Genomic DNA, 17,303 nt, shown 5'->3' on the forward strand with positions numbered 1-17,303 from the left:
CTATGCCTCCTCAGTTCGAGGACAGCACCATGGACCAATAAGGCCTGCCGCCGGAAGAGGGGGCATAGGCAAGTGCGACGCCGAGACCGTCATATTTGCCGAGCATGTTGTGCAAATGCTTCGGCGAGTTGATCCAGGCCGTCACTGCGGCGTTTACGTCGCGCTGGCCTTCGGCAATGTTCTCGGCGGCCGGCAGCTTGACGCCGCTGGCCTTGACCCGCTTGCCGAAATCGTCGCCGATGCCGATCAGATGCTCCATCTTGCCGGCATCCGCCATGCGCCGCGCCTGATAGACGGCGGCGGTACTGGCGGCGGTGTCGATCTTCAATGGCGGCAGGCCGTTCTTGGCACGCAACGCGTTGACGAGCGGCAGGGCCGAGGCGGTCTGGTCGCTGGCCGGAATATTGGAAACCCTGGCGGGCGGCGTGGCGCAGCTTGCAACGGTTGCAGTGAGCGCAAGGGCAACGAGGCGCATCGCATCGCGGCGCGTGCAATTCTGTGTTTGGAAGGTCATGTCAGCGGCGGTAATTGAACAGACGGAGGATAACGAAGAGCGGGATGACGATGGTTGCGCCGAGCATCAGATAATCGCCGAATTCGCCAAGCGCGGCGAAGCCGCTGTGCCAGAGATCGACGATGAAGCGACGGACGCCATAGAGAAAGTCGAGCGGCCGCCAGCCGAAGAACTTCATCACGAAGCCGACGACGAGCGACACGATGATGAGCTTCACCAGCGTTCGGCCCGGCGAGTCGCCAAGGAATCGGTTCACCTGATCGGACATACTGACGTCTCCATGATGGCGGTCGGTGGTGTTGAGATAGGGCCGGGGCCGGCGACTCGCAAGCACTTTTGCCCGGCATTCACCTCAAACCGAAGGACCCCAGGACAAGTGCCCAGCGGTTTTCCGTCCGGAATGCGGAAAGAAACTGGTCAGAGCGCTTTTGCGATTCGAAGAAAAGCAGAAGATGCTCTCGCATCTGCCTGAAATAGGACTTGAGTTTTTTTGTGGCCGCGTTCAAAGGCGGGCGTCAAACAGGATGAAACATATGCTGCCGAGCCAGCTTTCCTCCGGCGATGTCATCGCCGACCGCCGCGCCGACTATGCGAAGATGCTGGCCGAAAGCGGCGAGCCCGCGAGCGCCGCCGAACTGATGGAGCAGGCGCTGGAGCTGGTGCCGCGTTGGGCGGCGGGCTGGTTCACGCTGGCGGCCTATCGCGAGAAGGCCGGCGATGCGTCGGGCGCGATAGCTGCGCTGAACGAGGTGCTGACGCTCGATGAAGGCGATGTCTTTGGCGCCCGCCTCAAGCTCGCGGTCCTTGGCGGCGCAGACGTGCCGGATCGCCCACCGAGCCTTTATGTCGAGCGGCTGTTCGACGATTATGCCGATCGCTTCGAAACCTCCCTGGTGGAGAAGCTCGGCTACAGCGTACCGGGCAAGCTTGCAGCGCTGATTGCCGGGACGGCCGATATCCCGAACCATTTCCGCCTTGCCGTCGATCTCGGCTGCGGCACGGGACTGCTCGGACCCGAGATTCGCGACAGGGTCGACCGGCTCGAAGGCTACGATCTGTCGAAGGGGATGCTTGCGAAGGCGGCGGAGAAGCATGTCTACGACCATCTCGGTCAGGCCGACCTGTCGCTGGAGCCGGATCTGTCCGGCATGTTTGATGCCGGGCTCGCCGCCGGCCGCGCGGATCTGGTGACCGCCGCCGACGTGCTGATGTATCTCGGCAATCTGCAAGGGGTGCTGGCGATCGTGCGCAGGCTGGCGGCCGATGGTGCAATCTTTGCGTTTTCAGTCGAGGACGCGCAGCAGCCGACCGGCTATGTGCTGCGTGACTCCCTTCGCTTTGCCCATTCGGAATCCTATGTCACGGAGATCTTGGCCGATCACGGCTTTATCGTGCGGGCCCTGGCCCGCAGCGTCATTCGCATGGATGGCGGAAAACCGGTCCACGGCATTCTGTTCATTACGTGCAAATCCGCCTGAATATTCGAATCTTGCGAATTTCAAATAGGTCAGCATTGCTTACGTATTTTCTCTTGATTGTCGCCCGGGCTTTCCGCAGAATTCCTGAAAAACAGAGGGAAAGCACATGGCGAACGCGAAGAGCGCTTTTGGCGTCTGGAATACATCCGCGACCCGGCATTCATGGGCCGAGGACGTTCAGGGCATCCTGACGGGCAGCCTCATTTCCTCGCTCGGTCTGTTCTGCCTTTCGAGCGCCGGTCTGTTGACCGGCAGCACCGCCGGCATCGCCTTTCTGTTGCATTATGCGATCGGCGTGAATTTCGGTCTCGCTTTCTTCGTGGTCAACCTGCCGTTCTTCTATCTGTCGCTGAAGCAGCTCGGTCCGGTCTTCACCGTCAAGACCTTCATCGCCATTGCGCTGACCGCGCTGCTGACCAATCTGCAGCCGCTTCTCTTCGATGTCGCGCATATCAATGCGCTTTGGTCGGCGGTCCTCGGCGGCATCCTGCTCGGCTTCGGGCTGCTCGCGCTCTATCGTCACCGCGCCAGCCTTGGCGGCGTCGGAATCCTGGGAATTTATCTGCAGGAGCGTTTCGGCGTGAGGGCAGGGCTGGTGCAGCTTGCAATCGATCTATGCGTGCTGGCCGTCGCCTTCGCGGTAACGACGCCTCCGGTGGTCATCTGCTCGGTGATCGGCGCAATCGCGCTCAACCTCTTCGTCGCGATCAATCATCGCTCGGATCGCTACATAGCGCTGTAAGGCCGCTGCCTATTGCTTGCGGGTCTCGTCGGATTCGACAATTGCGGCTTCGTGATACCAGCTGTCGAACGCAGCCGTCGCAATGGTCGGGCCGATATCCGGGGTGAGGTTCACCTTCGGACGCTGGCTGACCGCCGTGGAGCGGGCCGTGACGGGAAACTGATAGATCTTTGCGGTTTCGTGCCGAGTACCGATTGCCATTCGTTGTCTCTCCCTTTTTGGTGTTCAAGCGGGCGCGCTTCAAGAGACAGCTCATATATAGCAAAGCCGAAGGCGAATATCACCATTCCGCTTAAAAAAAATGCTAAATGATGAAATTATAGGCAGATCGACGATGGCGGGGTGGATGCCGTTTCTTTGATCTGCCAATTTTCCAATCCATTCCAAGGCTCTCGATCCTGCGACATCTTGGCAATCTGGGTGGAAACGACGCCGACGATTTGAACGAAATCCGGCGGTTGACGCCCGGAAATCTTGCCCGAATACGACTGGATAATAAAAATCTCAGCTAACAAGCCAGCTGTCGATGCAATCTGGCACGGCAAATGCATCTTCCTTGTCAGCCGTTCGTAGTGAGGAATTTTCCGGCGGGCGCGCCGGCCAAGTTTTCCTGCTTCGCCTGATTAACTGTTATGAGGTGCGTAATGACGAAATATAAGCTCGAGTACATCTGGCTCGATGGGTATACCCCGGTGCCGAACCTGCGCGGCAAAACACAGATCAAGGAATTCGACGCATTTCCGACGCTCGAGCAGCTTCCGCTGTGGGGCTTCGATGGCTCGTCGACGATGCAGGCCGAAGGCCGCAGCTCCGATTGCGTGCTGAAGCCCGTCGCCATCTATCCGGACCCGGCCCGTACGAACGGCGCGCTCGTCATGTGCGAAGTCATGATGCCGGATGGCGTTACCCCGCATCCGTCCAACAGCCGCGCAACGATCCTCGATGACGAAGACGCCTGGTTCGGCTTCGAGCAGGAATACTTCTTCTACAAGGACGGCCGCCCGCTCGGCTTCCCGGAATCCGGCTACCCGGCTCCGCAGGGCCCGTACTACACCGGCGTCGGCTACAAGAACGTCGGCGATGTCGCCCGCGAGATCGTGGAAGAGCACCTCGACCTTTGCCTCGAAGCAGGCATCAACCACGAAGGCATCAACGCCGAAGTGGCCAAGGGCCAGTGGGAATTCCAGATTTTCGGCAAGGGCTCCAAGAAGGCCGCCGACCAGATCTGGATGGCGCGCTACCTGCTGCTGCGCCTGTGCGAAAAGTACGGCATCGACATCGAGTTTCATTGCAAGCCGCTCGGCGACACCGACTGGAACGGCTCGGGCATGCACTGCAACTTCTCGACCAAGTTCATGCGCGAAGTCGGCGGCAAGGCCTATTTCGAAGCGCTCATGGCGCAGTTCGACAAGAACCTGCACGACCACATCGCGGTCTATGGCCCGGACAACCACATGCGCCTGACCGGCAAGCATGAGACGGCTCCGTGGAACAAGTTCAGCTACGGCGTTGCCGACCGCGGCGCTTCGATCCGCGTTCCGCACTCGTTCATCAAGAACGACTACCGCGGCTACCTCGAAGATCGTCGTCCGAACTCGCAGGGCTGCCCTTACCAGATCGCTTCGCAGGTTCTGAAGACCATCTCGGAAGTCCCGACGGCTGGCTTCGGCTCGGTTGCTGCCTAAGTATTGATTATGGCGTCGATCTTCCGGATCGACGCCATAATTGTATCTGGGAGTATGATTTGAGGATTGGCCGCAGCTTTTGCACTTGCCGAGCCGCCGATACCTCCACTCAACCGCATCTATCTCGTCAGGCAGCCTTGCTCGCCGCATCCACCGGATGCTGCGAGCGGAAGCCGACGGCGAGCCGGTTCCAGACATTGATCGTGCCGATCGCGACAGTGATCTTCACGATCTCCTCTTCGCTGAAATGCTGCTTCAGAGGCTCGAAATCGGCATCCGGAATGCCGGTCTGGGCGATCTTCGTGACCGAGTCGACCCAGCGAAGCAGCGCGCGTTCGCGGTCGTCGTAGACGGGCGATTCCCACCAGACGCAAATCAGATTGATCCACTGCTCGCTGAGGCCGTCGTGCCGCGCCTCCTTCACATGCATGTCGACGCAATAGGCGCAGCCGTTGATCTGCGAGGCGCGAAGCTTGATGAGGTGGATGAAGCGGCGCTCGAGGCCGCAGGTCTGCACGAAGTTTTCCAGGGCGGACACCGCCTTGTAGGACTCGGGTGAGGCTTTGGCGAAGTTAAAGCGGGGATGCATGCTCTTCTCCTTGGGTAAACTTTCGTGGGTTCAGTTTCTGGTCTTGCGTTCATGCAATTCGAGAAAAGCGCAGCCTCTCGCGGCGATACCGCCGTCCATATCCGTCTGCCTGAGATCGGTCAGCACGTTGGCAATGCTCGTCTTGGCCAATTCGGCACGATAGACGCGCTCGGCCGCCAGCATGGCGGCATTGATGCCGCAGGGCTTGGCGAAGTAACGTCCTTCCAGCGGGTTCGGGCCGCGCTGCCGGATTTCGGCGCAGCGGAAGGCGGGTGCGGGGCCTTCGGCCGCCAGCACGATATCGAGCAGGCTGATCTCCTCCGCCTTGCGCGCCAGCCGATAGCCGCCCTTCGGTCCCGGCACGGTATCAAGGATGCCGGCACCCGAAAGCGCCTGCAGATGCTTCAAGAGGTAGCTGACGGAGACGCCGTGGAATTCGGCAAGCGCCGCCGCCGACAGCACGCCGCCGTCGGACAATCCTGCCAGCATGGCCACGCAATGGATGGACTGTTCGACGCCGTCTCCGAGCTTCATCTTCGTGTCCTTCTAATCATGGATATTTTTTATCTATGATTATGGCGGGAGTCAAGTCTTTGCAGTTGGCGCCAAAAACAGCCGTTCTATGTGCCGCACCCCCGCGCGCTCTTCTATCTCTTTCGGAACATCTCCCCCTTGAGGGCAGGGTAATTGCCTGTGGCTGGGTCAGCATCGGAAGTTCCTTCTCCCCTTGGGGAGAAGGTGGCCCGAAGGGTCGGATGAGGGGGCTTTCCGACCTGAATTCATGGATTTTCGTGCTCTTGGCAGGCACCCCCTCATCCGCCTGTCGGCACCTTCTCCCCGTGGGGGAGAAGGGGGCGGCTACCGTGTAAGCTCATGCGCGATTGCCCTCCTCGTGGAGGAGATGTCGCGATGGGGATGCGTACCTCCCAAAACCCCAACGCCAATAACACGTCCCGCTTCTCATCCGCTGCATATTCACTACATTGAACCTTGTGGACCAGATCGACGCCGACCGCCTCCTTGCCCTGCCTGCCCCCTTCACTCGCTGGTTTGCGGAAAAGGGCTGGCAGCCGCGTACCCATCAGCTCGAATTGCTTGCCCGCACCGAGGCCGGCGAAAGCACGCTGCTGATTGCGCCTACCGGTGCCGGCAAGACGCTGGCCGGCTTCCTGCCGTCGCTGACCGATCTCACCCGTCGCGGCAAGATCCCGCCGGGTTCGGCCTTCACTGGTATCCACACGCTTTATATTTCGCCGCTGAAGGCGCTCGCCGTCGATATCGAGCGCAACCTGATGAAGCCCGTTTCGGAGATGGGCCTGCCTGTATCGGTCGAAAACCGCACGGGCGACACGCCCAGTGGCAAGCGCCAGCGGCAGAAGCTCAATCCGCCCGATATCCTGCTGACGACGCCGGAGCAGGTGGCGCTGCTGCTCGCCAATCGCGAGGCCGAGCGCTTCTTCAAGGATCTGAAATACATCGTCTTCGACGAGTTGCACTCGCTCGTCACATCGAAGCGCGGCCATATGCTGTCGCTCGGCCTCGCCCGCATCCGCAAACTGGCGCCGCGCGTGCAGACCATCGGTCTTTCGGCAACCGTTGCCGACCCGATGGACCTGCAGAAGTGGCTGGTGGCGCAGGAGCCGGGGGAGGAGCGCCACGCTGGCCTCGTCATCGTCGAGGGCGGCGCCAAGCCCGACATCTCGATCCTGTCGACGGAAGAGCGTATCCCCTGGTCCGGCCATTCCGCCAAATATGCGATCCCCGATATTTATCGCGAGCTGAAGGCGCATCGCACGACGCTGCTTTTCGTCAACACGCGTTCGCAGGCCGAAATGCTGTTTCAGGAGCTGTGGTCGGCCAATGACGACAATCTGCCGATCGCGCTTCATCACGGCTCGCTCGATGTCGGCCAGCGCCGCAAGGTGGAGGCGGCCATGGCGGAGAACCGGCTGCGCGCCGTCGTCGCCACCTCGACGCTCGATCTCGGCATCGACTGGGGCGATGTCGATCTCGTCATCCATGTCGGCGCGCCGAAGGGCGCCAGCCGCCTTGCCCAGCGCATCGGCCGCGCCAACCACCGCATGGACGAGCCCTCGAAGGCGATCCTCGTGCCCGCCAATCGCTTCGAGGTCATGGAGTGTCAGGCAGCACTCGATGCCAATTACATTGGCGCGCAGGATACGCCGTCGATCGGCGCCGGCGCACTCGATGTGCTCGCCCAACATGTGCTCGGCATGGCCTGCGCCGAGCCCTTCGACATGCTCGAACTCTATGACGAGGTGCAGAGTGCCGCTCCCTATGCCGGCCTTTTCTGGGAAACCTTCGAGCGTATCGTCGATTTCGTCGCCACCGGAGGTTATGCGCTCAGGACCTACGAGCGCTATGCCCGTATCCGCAAGATGGCGGACGGGCGCTGGCGCGTCTCCAATCCGCAGGTCGCGCAGCAATATCGCCTGAACCTCGGCACGATCGTCGAAGAGGCGATGCTGAACATCCGCATGGTGAAGCGCAATGCGCTGGGCTCGCTCGGACGAGGCGGCGCGCCGCTCGGCAAGGTCGAGGAATATTTCGTCGAACAGCTTTCGCCCGGCGACACTTTTCTCTTTTCCGGCAAGGTGCTGCGCTTCGAAGGTATCCGCGAGAGCGAGTGTCTGGCGTCGCAGGCTTTCTCGCTCGACCCGAAAATCCCCTCCTATGCCGGCGGCAAGTTTCCGCTATCGACCTATCTCGCCGATCAGGTGCGGGCGATGATCGCCGATCCCGACCGGCGGCACCGCCTGCCGGATCAGGTGCGCGACTGGCTGGAAATCCAGAACGACAAGTCGCTGTTGCCGAAGCGCGACGAATTCCTGATCGAGACCTTCCCGCGCGGCAGCCGCGCCTACATGGTCGCCTATCTTTTCGAGGGGAGACTGGCGCACCAGACGCTCGGCATGCTCCTGACCCGGCGGCTGGAGCGGGCGGGCGCCAAGCCGATGGGCTTCGTCGCAACCGATTATTCACTCGGCATCTGGGGGCTGGAGGATATGGGGCTGATGATCGCCAACGGGCATCTCAGCCTTTCCGATCTTTTCGATGAGGACATGCTTGGCGACGATCTCGAAGCGTGGCTGGACGAATCCTTCCTGTTGAAGCGCACCTTCCGCAATTGCGCCGTGATTGCCGGCTTGATCGAGCGCCGACATCCGGGCAAGGAAAAGACCGGCCGGCAAGTGACCGTTTCGGCCGATCTCATCTACGACGTGCTGCGCAGCCACGAGCCGGACCATATCCTGCTGCAGGCAACGAGGCAGGATGCGGCGACGGGACTTTTGGATATTGGCCGTCTTGCGGATATGCTGAAGCGAATCAAGGGCCATATCACCCATCGCGCTCTGGACCATATTTCCCCGCTCGCCGTGCCGGTGATGCTGGAAATCGGCAAGGTGCCGGTGCCGGGCGAGGCGCATGACGTGGTGCTGGCGGAAGCGGCCGACGACCTGATCCGCGAGGCAATGGAATAAGGCATGGTCCCCAGCCGGATGGGACGCACGGTGCGGTTTTCGGAAGGGATCGCGCAAGCAAACGAACGAGGATGAACTGACGTGATCAACCGGCTGGCGCTGGCGCGGAACTTGAACAGCCAAGATGGCGAACGCGCGTTCGCCGCTGGTGTCGAGACCGCCATTCAGGGCGTGGCCGCCGTCTGCGATCCGTTGGGCGCGCTCTATCTGCCGGATGCCGGCATCCTCGTCGTTTCGGACCTGCATCTGGAAAAAGGGGCGGCCTTCGCCCGCCGTGGCATGCTGCTGCCGCCCTACGATACGCTGGCGACACTGACCGTTCTTTCCGCCGTCATCTCCCGCTACGATCCGAAGCTCGTGGTTTCGCTCGGCGACAATTTTCATGATCGGATCGGGTCGCAGCATCTGCCGGAAGAGTTTCGCAGCCTCATCGTCGACATGGCCCGCGGCCGCGAATGGATCTGGATCAATGGCAATCACGATCCGGACGGCACGGTCGACCTTCCCGGCCATTCGGTCGACGAGATGCACTATGGCGGCTTGACCTTCCGCCACGAACCGAAGGCGGGACAGCAGGCAGGCGAGATCGCCGGGCACCTGCATCCATCGGCGACCGTGCGTCGCCGCGAAAAGTCGGTGCGCCGCCCATGCTTTGCGACCGACGGCGCCCGTCTGCTGATGCCGGCCTTCGGCGTGATGACCGGCGGCCTCGATCTCCGCCACAAGGCCATGGCCGGTCTTTTCGAGCGGGAAAGCCTGATTGCCCATCTGCTCGGCCGTGATCGCATCTATTCCGTGCGCTTCGGCAATCTCTCGGCCTGAGCTTTAGCTCTTCCGGAACAGGAAGCTTGCGCCCCAGCCGGTGACGAGAGCCAGCAATACGGAAAACACGCCATAGGCGATCGGCTGCTGATGCGCCGCATCGGTGATCATTTGTTCCATGCCGGTCTTGATGACACGCAGCGGCAGGTATTTCTCGCTGAGGAACTTGCCGCTCTTGAAGAGATAGGCGCGTACGGTGTGCACGCCGTTCGGAACGTCGGCGGGAATTCTGAGCGTCGCCTTGAAAAGCGAGGAGCTGACGAAGCGCACGCCGGCGGGATCGCTTTCGTAGAGGCCGCCTGCTTTCTGCAGTCGCCGGAAGGCGTTCCGGAATTCCGGAACGTCGGCGATATTGCCGACGAAGCCGACCGGCGCCAGCGGAATATGGTCGACGCCGATGCCACGATCGCTGAGTTCGAGCGGTGCGGTGATGTTGTCGACGGCGCGCGTGCTCGACAGCGAATAGGCTTGCGGCACATGTTCGAACGTCATCGAGCGGGTGTTGACCCAGATGCCGAAGACGCGTTCCTTCCGGCGCACCGTTGCATTCTCGCGCGGTCCCTCCAGCACGACGACGATATCGTATTGACCGATTGCCAGAAGCAGCTGGTCGGTGTTGGAAAGGGCGCCGAAAATCGTCAGATCGGCGCCGGTGAAGTCGGACGTTATGGCGATCTCGCTGGTCGAGGTGCCGATCTCCATCGTCTCCCGCGCCGTGGTGGAGGTCGTCGGCTGATCGAGCATCACCTGTGCCTGTCCGGTAAGCGGCGCAAGCAGCAGCGTGGCAGCGATTATCAGGCCGAAGCGCCTCATCGGCTCACTCCTTCCATGACAACCGAATAGATGTCTGCCGGCGTGACGATGAGGGCGATCGCCAGGCGAAGGCCGACGGCCAGGACGAGAAGACCGAGCAGCGCGCGCAATTGCTCGCCGCGCAGCTTCTGGCCGACGCGCACGCCGTACTGCGCGCCAATCACGCCCGCCACCATCAGCAGGAAGGCCAGTATGATGTCGACGGAATAGTTGGTGGCCGCCTGCACGATGGTCGTGAAGGCCGTCACGAAAATGACCTGGAACAGCGAGGTGCCGACGACGACGTTGGTCGGCACGCGCAACAGGTAGATCATCGCCGGCACGAGGATAAAGCCGCCGCCGATACCCATCGGCGTCAGCATGCCGACGAAGAAGCCGAGGCCGATCACCGGAACGGCGCTGAGATAGAGCTTGGACTTCTTGAATCGTAGCTTCAGGGGCAGGCGCTGCACCCAGTTATGATGACGCGGCTTGGCCGTCGACGGCGGCAGCTTGCCGGCCGCCCGGCGCATGGCCCGCACGCTCTCCCAGAGCATCAGTGTTCCCACGGTGCCGAGCAGGAGCACGTAGATCAGGGAGATGATCAGGTCGATCTGGCCGAGCCTGCGCAGGATCACGAAGAGCCATAGCCCGAACGTCGCGCCGGCCAGACCGCCGGCAAGCAGGATCGCGCCCAGTTTCAGGTCGAGCGAGCCACGGCGGAAATGGGTAAGCGCGCCCGACACCGAGGACGCGACGACCTGGTTGGAGCCGGTGGCGACGGCCACGACCGGGGGGATGTTGTAGAAGATCAGGAGAGGCGTGATCAGGAAGCCGCCGCCGACGCCGAACATGCCGGAGAGAAACCCTACGGCTGCACCCATGCCGAGAATAATGAGAATATTCACCGACAGTTCTGCGATCGGCAGATAGATCGTCACGCGCTGTTCCCACTTGCAGGCATTCCGGCACGGTGGCCGAAGCCCATTTTCCCCTTAAACGGCGGATTTTAATCCGAAATCATTGCCAGAGCCTTAGGAAAAGCCGTGCGCTTCGGTTTTCGAACGGCCGGCCCCACTCTAGCGCGGCTTTTTCCGCTTTTCTGTGACGTTGTTTCGGGAGAGCGCGTGAATGGCATGCGACGGGGCTTCGTCGAGCCTTGCCCGAACAAGACAATGCCGGCGCGATCGCGCCGGCATTGTCTTGTTCGGTTGCTTCTCGCGAAAGCCCCGTGCGGTTACTTGTTGCGGGCCAGCAGTTCCTTGACGACCTGATCCGTGACCCGTCCATCCGCCGGCAGGCCGACCGACTTCTGAAAACTCTTCAAGGCGGATACCGTCTTGTCGCCCATGGTGCCGTCGGGGGTGCCGGCGTCGAAGCCGTTCTTGTTGAGGATCGCCTGAATGTTGCGAATGGCCTTTTTCATGTCGATGGAGGCCGTGTTCACGCCCTTGCCGGTCGTCCATTCGTCGGGAACGTCGGTGCCGTTGGCCTTGGGGTCGACCGGCTGTACTTTCCAAAGGTCGACCTTGGCGCGGGCGCTTTCGAGATCGGCCGGCTTCATGGCGTTGGCGACCTCGTCGCGCTTCTGGGCGGCATCCTTGTCGCCGCTCTTTGCGGCGATCGCGAACCACTTGTAGGATTCCTGCAAATCCTGCTTCACGCCGTTGCCGCGCGCATAGAGGATGGCGAGGTTGAACTGGCTGTCGGAAACGCCGAGATCGGCGGCGCGGATGAACCAGTTTGCTGCGGTATCATAGTCCTGCGGTCCGGCCGTGCCCGAAGCATAGAGGACGGCGAGATTGTGCATGGCGCTGGCGTTGCCCTGATTGGCCGCCTGCTCGTAATATTGCTTGGCCTTGACCAGATCGCGATCGACGCCGTTGCCCTTCTCATACATGCTGGCAAGGCGGTATTGCGCGGGTGCGTACCCCTTGTCGGCCGAAAGCTGATACCAGCTCGCCGCCTGCTTCATATCGGCGGTGACGCCGCGGCCGTCGGTATAGCGTGCCCCGATTTCGAAGAGCGCGACCGGATCGGCCGACTTGGCAGCCGCGACCAGCGACGGCGGCTGAATGCCGTCGGGAACGGCGATCTCCGGCGCTGCCGGGGTGGCCGCGGGAGCCGCGGCCGGCTTGTCCGTCTGAACGAAGGCTGCCGTCTGCTGCGCGGGCGCGGGGCTGCCGGCAGGCGTCAAGGTTTCGCTTGGCGCCTGGTTGCCGTCGAGGGGGGTGGCTGCCGTCAGGTGATCGCTCGCCGGCGCGAGTGCGGGATCGGCCGCGGCCGGCGCGGGCTGAGCCTGTGCCGTGTTGGCTGTTGCGGGTGCGGCCGCCGCGGACTGGCCGGCGGCAGGCTGCTGATTGCCGTCGGTCGGGTTCGCATTGGCGGCGACGTTGCCGGTCGCGGCGTTCGCCGAAGGCGCAATCATCGTGGAGACTTCGGCGGGCGGCGGTGCCTTCTGGCCGCGCGTCAGCGTGTTGACCAGCGGGAAAGCCATGATGGCGAGGAGCGCTGCGCCGATGGCAAGCAGGATCGGCCGGCGGAAGCGCGAGAACGCGCCGCCTTTTTTGGCGTCTTTCCTGGAGGCGGGAGCCGAGCGCTGCGTCTGGTCGACCTCCATGGCGGCGGCCTGCGCCGCGCGCCGGGCGGCAGCGATGTAGTCGGCCCGTTCGTTTTCGGTCGGCTGGCGAGCATTTCCATTGCGGGAGGCAGTCTGGCTGGCACGCACACGCTCGAGGATCTTCTTGATGTCGGGCGCGCCGGAACCCGGCTCCAGAAGTTCGTTCGCTTCTTCGGCAGGCAGCATGTCGGCCGGATCGATCGACGGTGCCTGTTCGATCACCGGGCGGTCCGGCGGGAAGATGGGCTCCGCCTTTTCCGGGGTGAAGAAGCGCTTGCCAAGGTTGGCGAACAGGCTGGCCTTGCCGCTCTTCTTGGCGGCAGCCTTGATTTCGGCTTTCGTATTGGCGTCGATCGCCTGTGCGATTGCCGTTTCGGAAGAGACCGCGGCTTCGGCGGGCGCAACCGTGCGGATGATCGGGCCGGCCTTCGGCGACGCAGCCATCGGCGGCTTCAGGGCCGGCATCTCCTCTTCGGCAAAGACGTCGCTTTCGAATGTTGCAGCCGGCATGGCAGGCGCCGGCCTGCGATGTTCCATATGATCGAGCCGGTCGGCAATCTGCAGCAGCGTGTCGTGCAGGGCCTCGAAGGTGCGGTGCGTGCGCTCATCGCTGACGCGGCTGAGGTCTTCCAGATGACGAAGGTCTTCGGCCAGTGCCGTCAGTGCGGACATGTCGGCCGCCTGGACGCCGTGGCCCATGCCTTCGCGCGAATAGGCTTCGACGACGGTTTCCGCCGCATGGCGGGCCGCTTCGATGATGTATTCGTCGTTGGTCGCCATGTAGTCCTCGATCGCGCTCATGCGGCGGTCGAAGTCGGCTGGCATGTGATCGGCGGTAGCGCGCGGCTCGTTCGTCAGCAATGTCGAGAGATGGGCGATCTGCTCTTCGAGATTGCGCAGGGCCTGCGTATCCGTGGGCGGTGCCGCCGTGCTGGCTTCCAGCCGTGCCGCGATGTCGGAGAGGCGTCCTTCCAGCCGGCGCACCACGCCGTCGTCGATGCTGGCGGCCGGAACGGGCGGATGGAAATCCATTTCGTCGATGCGGCGGGCGAGGTAGTCCAGCCGGTCCGCCAGCACGTTGCCGACCGAACCGTGCTCCAGCGCATCGATCTTGTGGGAGATGTCGGCGAGATAGGTGACGAGTTCGGGCTGCGGCGCCGCCTTCTGCGAGCGCTCCATCAGGTGCGAGAGCTGGTCCAGGCGCTCTTCGAGGCGGGCAACGGCCTTGGCGCTGCCGAGCTCGTCGATGCGCATGGCGAGCGCTTCGAGGCGTCCGGAAAGATCGTCGGCCGGCCGATGCCGGGACGCGTCGCGGTGCATCAGGTCGATCTGGTCGGCAAGGCCGCTCAGGCGGCCTTCCAGCCGCTGCATGGCCTGGTCCTGCGGCTGCATCATGGAGCCGAGGCTTTCCATCGCGGATGCGATCGTCAGCAGCTTGTTTTCCAGCGCATGCACGGCCGGGCTGTCGTTCATGCCGCCGAGATGCTGCTTGATGTCATCGAGACGATAGGCGAGCGAAACGAGCTCGTCCTGCAGGCTTGACGTATCGATCGCCTTCACCTGGCGCTCGACGTGGTGCAGGGATTCCTCGCGGGCAAGCCCGTCCATCAGCGAGCGCAGCTCGTCGAACTCGGCTTTCAGGCCGACCGTTTCCGGCTGACCGGCGAGCTGATTGATGCTGTCGGCAAGCCGGGCCATATCTTCGCGCACGTCGGCGGCGAAATGCTTGTCCTCGGTGTTTTCGCGGATATCGCGGATTTCGGCGCGCAATGCGGTGACTTCGCGAGTCACGCTTTCGGCGATGTCGCGCTTGAGATCCTGGCGGAGGTTGACGAGGGCCTGGGCAATGTCGACCGGCGCTTCTGCTGCAGCGGCCCGCATCGGTTGGCGGGCCGGAAAGGAGTCGGCCGGGCGCCGTGCCGCCTGCGGTTCGGCGTGGGCGATTTCCTCGCGGCGGGCGAGAAGCCGCTCGCGGTTTGCCTCAAGCGCGCGCTGGCGCTGGCGGATTTCGGCAAGCGGATCGGGTCGGGGATCGATGTCCTGACGCTCGCTGCGCAGCGGCCGCTCGTAGGGTCGGCTGGGATACTGCTCCCGTTCGGGGCGGGGGGATACCCGCTCCGGCGCGGCGGCCCGTTCGGCTGCGGGCGCATAACCGGCGGCGACATGCTGGCGCGCATCGCGCGAGGCGGCGGTGCCCATCAGCCCCTCGATGCGAGCTTCAAGCCCCTCGATCGTGCGGCTCAGAGCATCCAGCGACGTCCAGTCGCCCGTGCTGCTAGGATTTGATCGCGATCCGCTCATGTCTTTTGCTCGCCTTGAACTTTGGACCACCTGGGCCACCGGACTGAAGGGAACGGGAAATCGCGACATTGCCGCGCTATCCGTATCCCGCCAATCTGAAAGGGATAAATGTATTGGCTTTCCTCAAACAGAGCTGCAAGACAGCGCGCCCTCAAAGGATAAGTTGAAGAAACGCGAAGCATTGCTGCTCATCTCGTACAATTTACGAAACGTGGTAAACAACTCGTTAAGTTTCCTGGAAGTCTTAACCTTTTATTTCGGTTCTGCTGCCGAAAGCCCCGATAGTCTTGTGAGCCGGCTACGGCATGACCTCCTGGACCAGAGCCATGAGCCGCCATTCGCTCACCAAAAATTCAGCGCGCGGGACGAATTTGACGTTTACGCAAACGTCAATATTTTGTAAGAGTAACGCAGTGGCCGGACTCTGAGGTCCGGCGGCGAATTGGAGGAATTCGAAAGATGCCAGTCTACAAGGCCCCGGTGAACGATACGCTCTTCGTCCTGAACGATGTGCTCGGGCTGGATCGCTACAACAATCTTCCCGGTTATGCCGATGCCACGCCCGACATGATCGAGGCGATCGTCGGCGAAGCGGCCAAGATGGCGGAGGAAGTGCTCTTCCCGCTGAATTATTCCGGCGATCAGGAAGGCTGCGTGCGCCACGACGACGGCACGGTCTCGACGCCGCAGGGCTTCAAGGAAGCCTATCGCGCCTATCGCGAAGGTGGCTGGCTGGGTCTGGCCGTGCCGGAAGAGTTCGGCGGGCAGGGGCTGCCCTATGTCCTGCACTGTGCCGTCGGCGAATACACCTCCGCCGCCAACATGTCGCTGATGATGTATCCGGGCCTGACGCAGGGCGCGATTGCTGCCATCCTGGTGCACGGTTCCGACGCGCAGAAGCAGGCCTATCTGCCGAAGATGGTGGAGGGCACCTGGTCCGGCACCATGAACCTCACCGAACCGCATTGCGGCACCGATCTCGGCCTCTTGCGCACCAAGGCGGTTCCGCAAGCCAACGGCAGCTACAAGATCTCCGGCCAGAAGATCTTCATTTCCGCCGGCGAGCACGACATGACCGATAATATCGTCCATCTCGTCCTTGCCCGCATCGAAGGCGCGCCCGAAGGCACCAAAGGCATCTCGCTGTTCATCGTGCCGAAGTTCATGGTCAACGAAGATGGTTCGCTCGGTGCCCGCAACCCGGTCTCCTGCGGCGCGATCGAGCACAAGATGGGCATTCACGGCAACGCCACCTGCGTCATGAACTACGACGAGGCGACGGGCTTCCTGATCGGTGCCGAAAATCGCGGCCTCAACGCCATGTTCGTCATGATGAACGAGGCGCGCCTCGGCGTCGGCCTGCAGGGTCTCTCCATCGCCGAGATCGCCTATCAGAATGCCGCCAACTATGCCCGTGAGCGTATCCAGGGCCGCTCGCTTTCCGGCCCGAAGGCGCCGGACAAGAAGGCGGACCCGATCATCGTCCATCCCGATATCCGCCGCTCGCTGATGACGATCCGCGCCTTCAACGAGGCCGGCCGCGCCTTCCTGCTCTGGACGGCGCTGAAATCCGATATCGCCCATCGCTCTCCCGATGAGAAGGATCGCCAGGCGGCCGACGATATTCTTGGCTTGGCGACGCCGATCCTCAAGGGCGTCATGACCGACAAGGGCTTCGAGCACGCCGTCATGGCGCAGCAGGTCTTCGGCGGCCACGGCTATATCGAAGAGCATGGCATGAGCCAGTATGTCCGCGATGCCCGTATCGCCATGATCTACGAAGGCGCCAACGGCATCCAGGCGCTCGATCTCGTCGGCCGCAAGCTGGCGCTGAACGGTGGCCGCGCCGTCATGGCTCTCTTCAAGGAAATCGGCGATTTCTGCGAGGAGAACCGCAACGACGAGCAGATGGCTTTCTTCACCAAGCACCTGAAGAAGGGCTTGAACGATGTGCAGGCCGCGACCATGTGGTTCATGCAGAACGCCATGGCCAAGCCCGATAATGCCGGTGCCGGCTCGACCGATTACATGCATCTCTTCGGCCTCGTCGTCCTCGGCTACATGTGGGCGAAGATGGCGAAGGCGGCGCAGGCGGGCCTTGCGGGCGGCGACAGCGCGCGCGAGGATTATCAGAAGAACAAGCTTGTCACGGCGCGGTTCTACATGGAGCGCATCATGCCGGAAACGGCATTGCGCAAGGCCCGCATCGAAACCGGCGCCGACACGATGATGGAACTGGCGGCGGAAGCCTTTTGAC

At 62.4% G+C, this 17,303-nt stretch carries 15 protein-coding genes; 7 read left to right on the forward strand and 8 right to left on the reverse strand.

The genetic code is table 11. The features are described 5' to 3' along the window. Window positions 1–10 precede the first annotated feature (10 nt). Together ACJJVH_RS00720 and ACJJVH_RS00725 are read right to left on the reverse strand one after the other, a co-directional pair. Entirely contained in the window at window positions 11–514 is a 504-nt protein-coding gene (locus ACJJVH_RS00720; RefSeq protein WP_113385400.1) for a CAP domain-containing protein, read from the reverse strand. Between the two features lies 1 nt (window position 515). Continuing rightward, the gene (locus ACJJVH_RS00725) at window positions 516–782 is read right to left on the reverse strand and encodes a DUF6460 domain-containing protein (RefSeq protein WP_112802902.1); all 267 of its coding nucleotides are present in this window, start codon (window positions 780–782) and stop codon (window positions 516–518) included. Window positions 783–1,047: 265 nt separating this feature from the next. Between ACJJVH_RS00725 and ACJJVH_RS00730 the strand changes: the two genes are divergently transcribed. Both ACJJVH_RS00730 and ACJJVH_RS00735 read left to right on the forward strand, forming a co-directional pair. Next, window positions 1,048–1,992, forward strand: coding sequence for a methyltransferase (locus tag ACJJVH_RS00730; RefSeq protein ID WP_412064543.1), 945 nt, complete (start codon window positions 1,048–1,050; stop codon window positions 1,990–1,992). A 106-nt stretch (window positions 1,993–2,098) separates the two neighbouring features. Beyond that, on the forward strand, window positions 2,099–2,734 hold the full coding sequence (locus ACJJVH_RS00735; protein WP_112802900.1) for a YitT family protein: 636 nt from the start codon (window positions 2,099–2,101) through the stop codon (window positions 2,732–2,734). 9 nt (window positions 2,735–2,743) lie between these two features. Here the strand turns inward: ACJJVH_RS00735 and ACJJVH_RS00740 are convergent, their stop codons facing one another. Further along, window positions 2,744–2,935, reverse strand: coding sequence for a DUF2735 domain-containing protein (locus ACJJVH_RS00740; RefSeq protein WP_075855272.1), 192 nt, complete (start codon window positions 2,933–2,935; stop codon window positions 2,744–2,746). Between the two features lie 443 nt (window positions 2,936–3,378). Here ACJJVH_RS00740 and ACJJVH_RS00745 point away from each other — a divergent pair, with 443 nt between their 5' ends. Then, a complete protein-coding gene (locus ACJJVH_RS00745; protein ID WP_112802898.1) occupies window positions 3,379–4,419 on the forward strand; it encodes a glutamine synthetase beta-grasp domain-containing protein in 1,041 nt (346 codons plus the stop codon). 127 nt (window positions 4,420–4,546) lie between these two features. Here ACJJVH_RS00745 and ACJJVH_RS00750 read toward each other — a convergent pair whose 3' ends face one another. Then, complete coding sequence (locus ACJJVH_RS00750; RefSeq protein ID WP_113501832.1) at window positions 4,547–5,008, reverse strand: carboxymuconolactone decarboxylase family protein; 462 nt, start codon at window positions 5,006–5,008, stop codon at window positions 4,547–4,549. Between the two features lie 30 nt (window positions 5,009–5,038). Continuing rightward, the gene (locus tag ACJJVH_RS00755; protein WP_412064544.1) at window positions 5,039–5,542 is read right to left on the reverse strand and encodes an RrF2 family transcriptional regulator; all 504 of its coding nucleotides are present in this window, start codon (window positions 5,540–5,542) and stop codon (window positions 5,039–5,041) included. Between the two features lie 458 nt (window positions 5,543–6,000). Here ACJJVH_RS00755 and ACJJVH_RS00760 point away from each other — a divergent pair, with 458 nt between their 5' ends. After that, entirely contained in the window at window positions 6,001–8,511 is a 2,511-nt protein-coding gene (locus ACJJVH_RS00760; RefSeq protein ID WP_412065200.1) for a ligase-associated DNA damage response DEXH box helicase, read from the forward strand. A gap of 81 nt (window positions 8,512–8,592) precedes the next feature. Then, window positions 8,593–9,333: a ligase-associated DNA damage response endonuclease PdeM gene (gene pdeM, locus ACJJVH_RS00765; RefSeq protein WP_412064545.1), complete on the forward strand. Its 741-nt coding sequence runs from the start codon at window positions 8,593–8,595 to the stop codon at window positions 9,331–9,333. Window positions 9,334–9,336: 3 nt separating this feature from the next. Here the strand turns inward: pdeM and ACJJVH_RS00770 are convergent, their stop codons facing one another. The 3 genes from ACJJVH_RS00770 to ACJJVH_RS00780 all read right to left on the reverse strand — a co-directional run bounded on the left by ACJJVH_RS00770 (window position 9,337) and on the right by ACJJVH_RS00780 (window position 15,046). Then, complete coding sequence (locus ACJJVH_RS00770; protein ID WP_412065201.1) at window positions 9,337–10,077, reverse strand: TIGR02186 family protein; 741 nt, start codon at window positions 10,075–10,077, stop codon at window positions 9,337–9,339. Window positions 10,078–10,142: 65 nt separating this feature from the next. Next, complete coding sequence (locus ACJJVH_RS00775; RefSeq protein ID WP_112802894.1) at window positions 10,143–11,066, reverse strand: sulfite exporter TauE/SafE family protein; 924 nt, start codon at window positions 11,064–11,066, stop codon at window positions 10,143–10,145. A 296-nt stretch (window positions 11,067–11,362) separates the two neighbouring features. Then, window positions 11,363–15,046, reverse strand: a complete 3,684-nt coding sequence (locus tag ACJJVH_RS00780; RefSeq protein WP_412064546.1) for a peptidoglycan-binding protein — start codon at window positions 15,044–15,046, stop codon at window positions 11,363–11,365. Here ACJJVH_RS00780 and ACJJVH_RS00785 point away from each other — a divergent pair. Both ACJJVH_RS00785 and ACJJVH_RS00790 read left to right on the forward strand, forming a co-directional pair. Next, window positions 15,045–15,449: a hypothetical protein gene (locus ACJJVH_RS00785; protein WP_112802889.1), complete on the forward strand. Its 405-nt coding sequence runs from the start codon at window positions 15,045–15,047 to the stop codon at window positions 15,447–15,449. The genes ACJJVH_RS00780 and ACJJVH_RS00785 overlap by 2 nt on opposite strands. A gap of 56 nt (window positions 15,450–15,505) precedes the next feature. Beyond that, complete coding sequence (locus tag ACJJVH_RS00790; protein WP_412064547.1) at window positions 15,506–17,302, forward strand: acyl-CoA dehydrogenase C-terminal domain-containing protein; 1,797 nt, start codon at window positions 15,506–15,508, stop codon at window positions 17,300–17,302. The last annotated feature ends 1 nt before the right edge of the window (window position 17,303 follow it).

Origin of the sequence: Rhizobium sp. SYY.PMSO (assembly GCF_046840415.1) — a bacterium.
Classification (GTDB): domain Bacteria; phylum Pseudomonadota; class Alphaproteobacteria; order Rhizobiales; family Rhizobiaceae; genus Rhizobium.

Excerpts from the sequence above, each read along its gene's own strand:
- ACJJVH_RS00725 (WP_112802902.1), bottom strand. The coding sequence starts at position 782 with ATGTCCGATCAGGTGAACCGATTCCTTGGCGACTCGCCGGGCCGAACG.
- ACJJVH_RS00790 (WP_412064547.1), top strand. The coding sequence starts at position 15,506 with ATGCCAGTCTACAAGGCCCCGGTGAACGATACGCTCTTCGTCCTGAAC.
- ACJJVH_RS00750 (WP_113501832.1), bottom strand. The coding sequence starts at position 5,008 with ATGCATCCCCGCTTTAACTTCGCCAAAGCCTCACCCGAGTCCTACAAG.
- ACJJVH_RS00770 (WP_412065201.1), bottom strand. The coding sequence starts at position 10,077 with ATGCTCGATCAGCCGACGACCTCCACCACGGCGCGGGAGACGATGGAG.
- ACJJVH_RS00755 (WP_412064544.1), bottom strand. The coding sequence starts at position 5,542 with ATGAAGCTCGGAGACGGCGTCGAACAGTCCATCCATTGCGTGGCCATG.
- ACJJVH_RS00730 (WP_412064543.1), top strand. The coding sequence starts at position 1,048 with ATGCTGCCGAGCCAGCTTTCCTCCGGCGATGTCATCGCCGACCGCCGC.
- ACJJVH_RS00735 (WP_112802900.1), top strand. The coding sequence starts at position 2,099 with ATGGCGAACGCGAAGAGCGCTTTTGGCGTCTGGAATACATCCGCGACC.
- ACJJVH_RS00780 (WP_412064546.1), bottom strand. The coding sequence starts at position 15,046 with ATGAGCGGATCGCGATCAAATCCTAGCAGCACGGGCGACTGGACGTCG.
- ACJJVH_RS00720 (WP_113385400.1), bottom strand. The coding sequence starts at position 514 with ATGACCTTCCAAACACAGAATTGCACGCGCCGCGATGCGATGCGCCTC.
- ACJJVH_RS00745 (WP_112802898.1), top strand. The coding sequence starts at position 3,379 with ATGACGAAATATAAGCTCGAGTACATCTGGCTCGATGGGTATACCCCG.
- ACJJVH_RS00740 (WP_075855272.1), bottom strand. The coding sequence starts at position 2,935 with ATGGCAATCGGTACTCGGCACGAAACCGCAAAGATCTATCAGTTTCCC.
- ACJJVH_RS00785 (WP_112802889.1), top strand. The coding sequence starts at position 15,045 with ATGTCTTTTGCTCGCCTTGAACTTTGGACCACCTGGGCCACCGGACTG.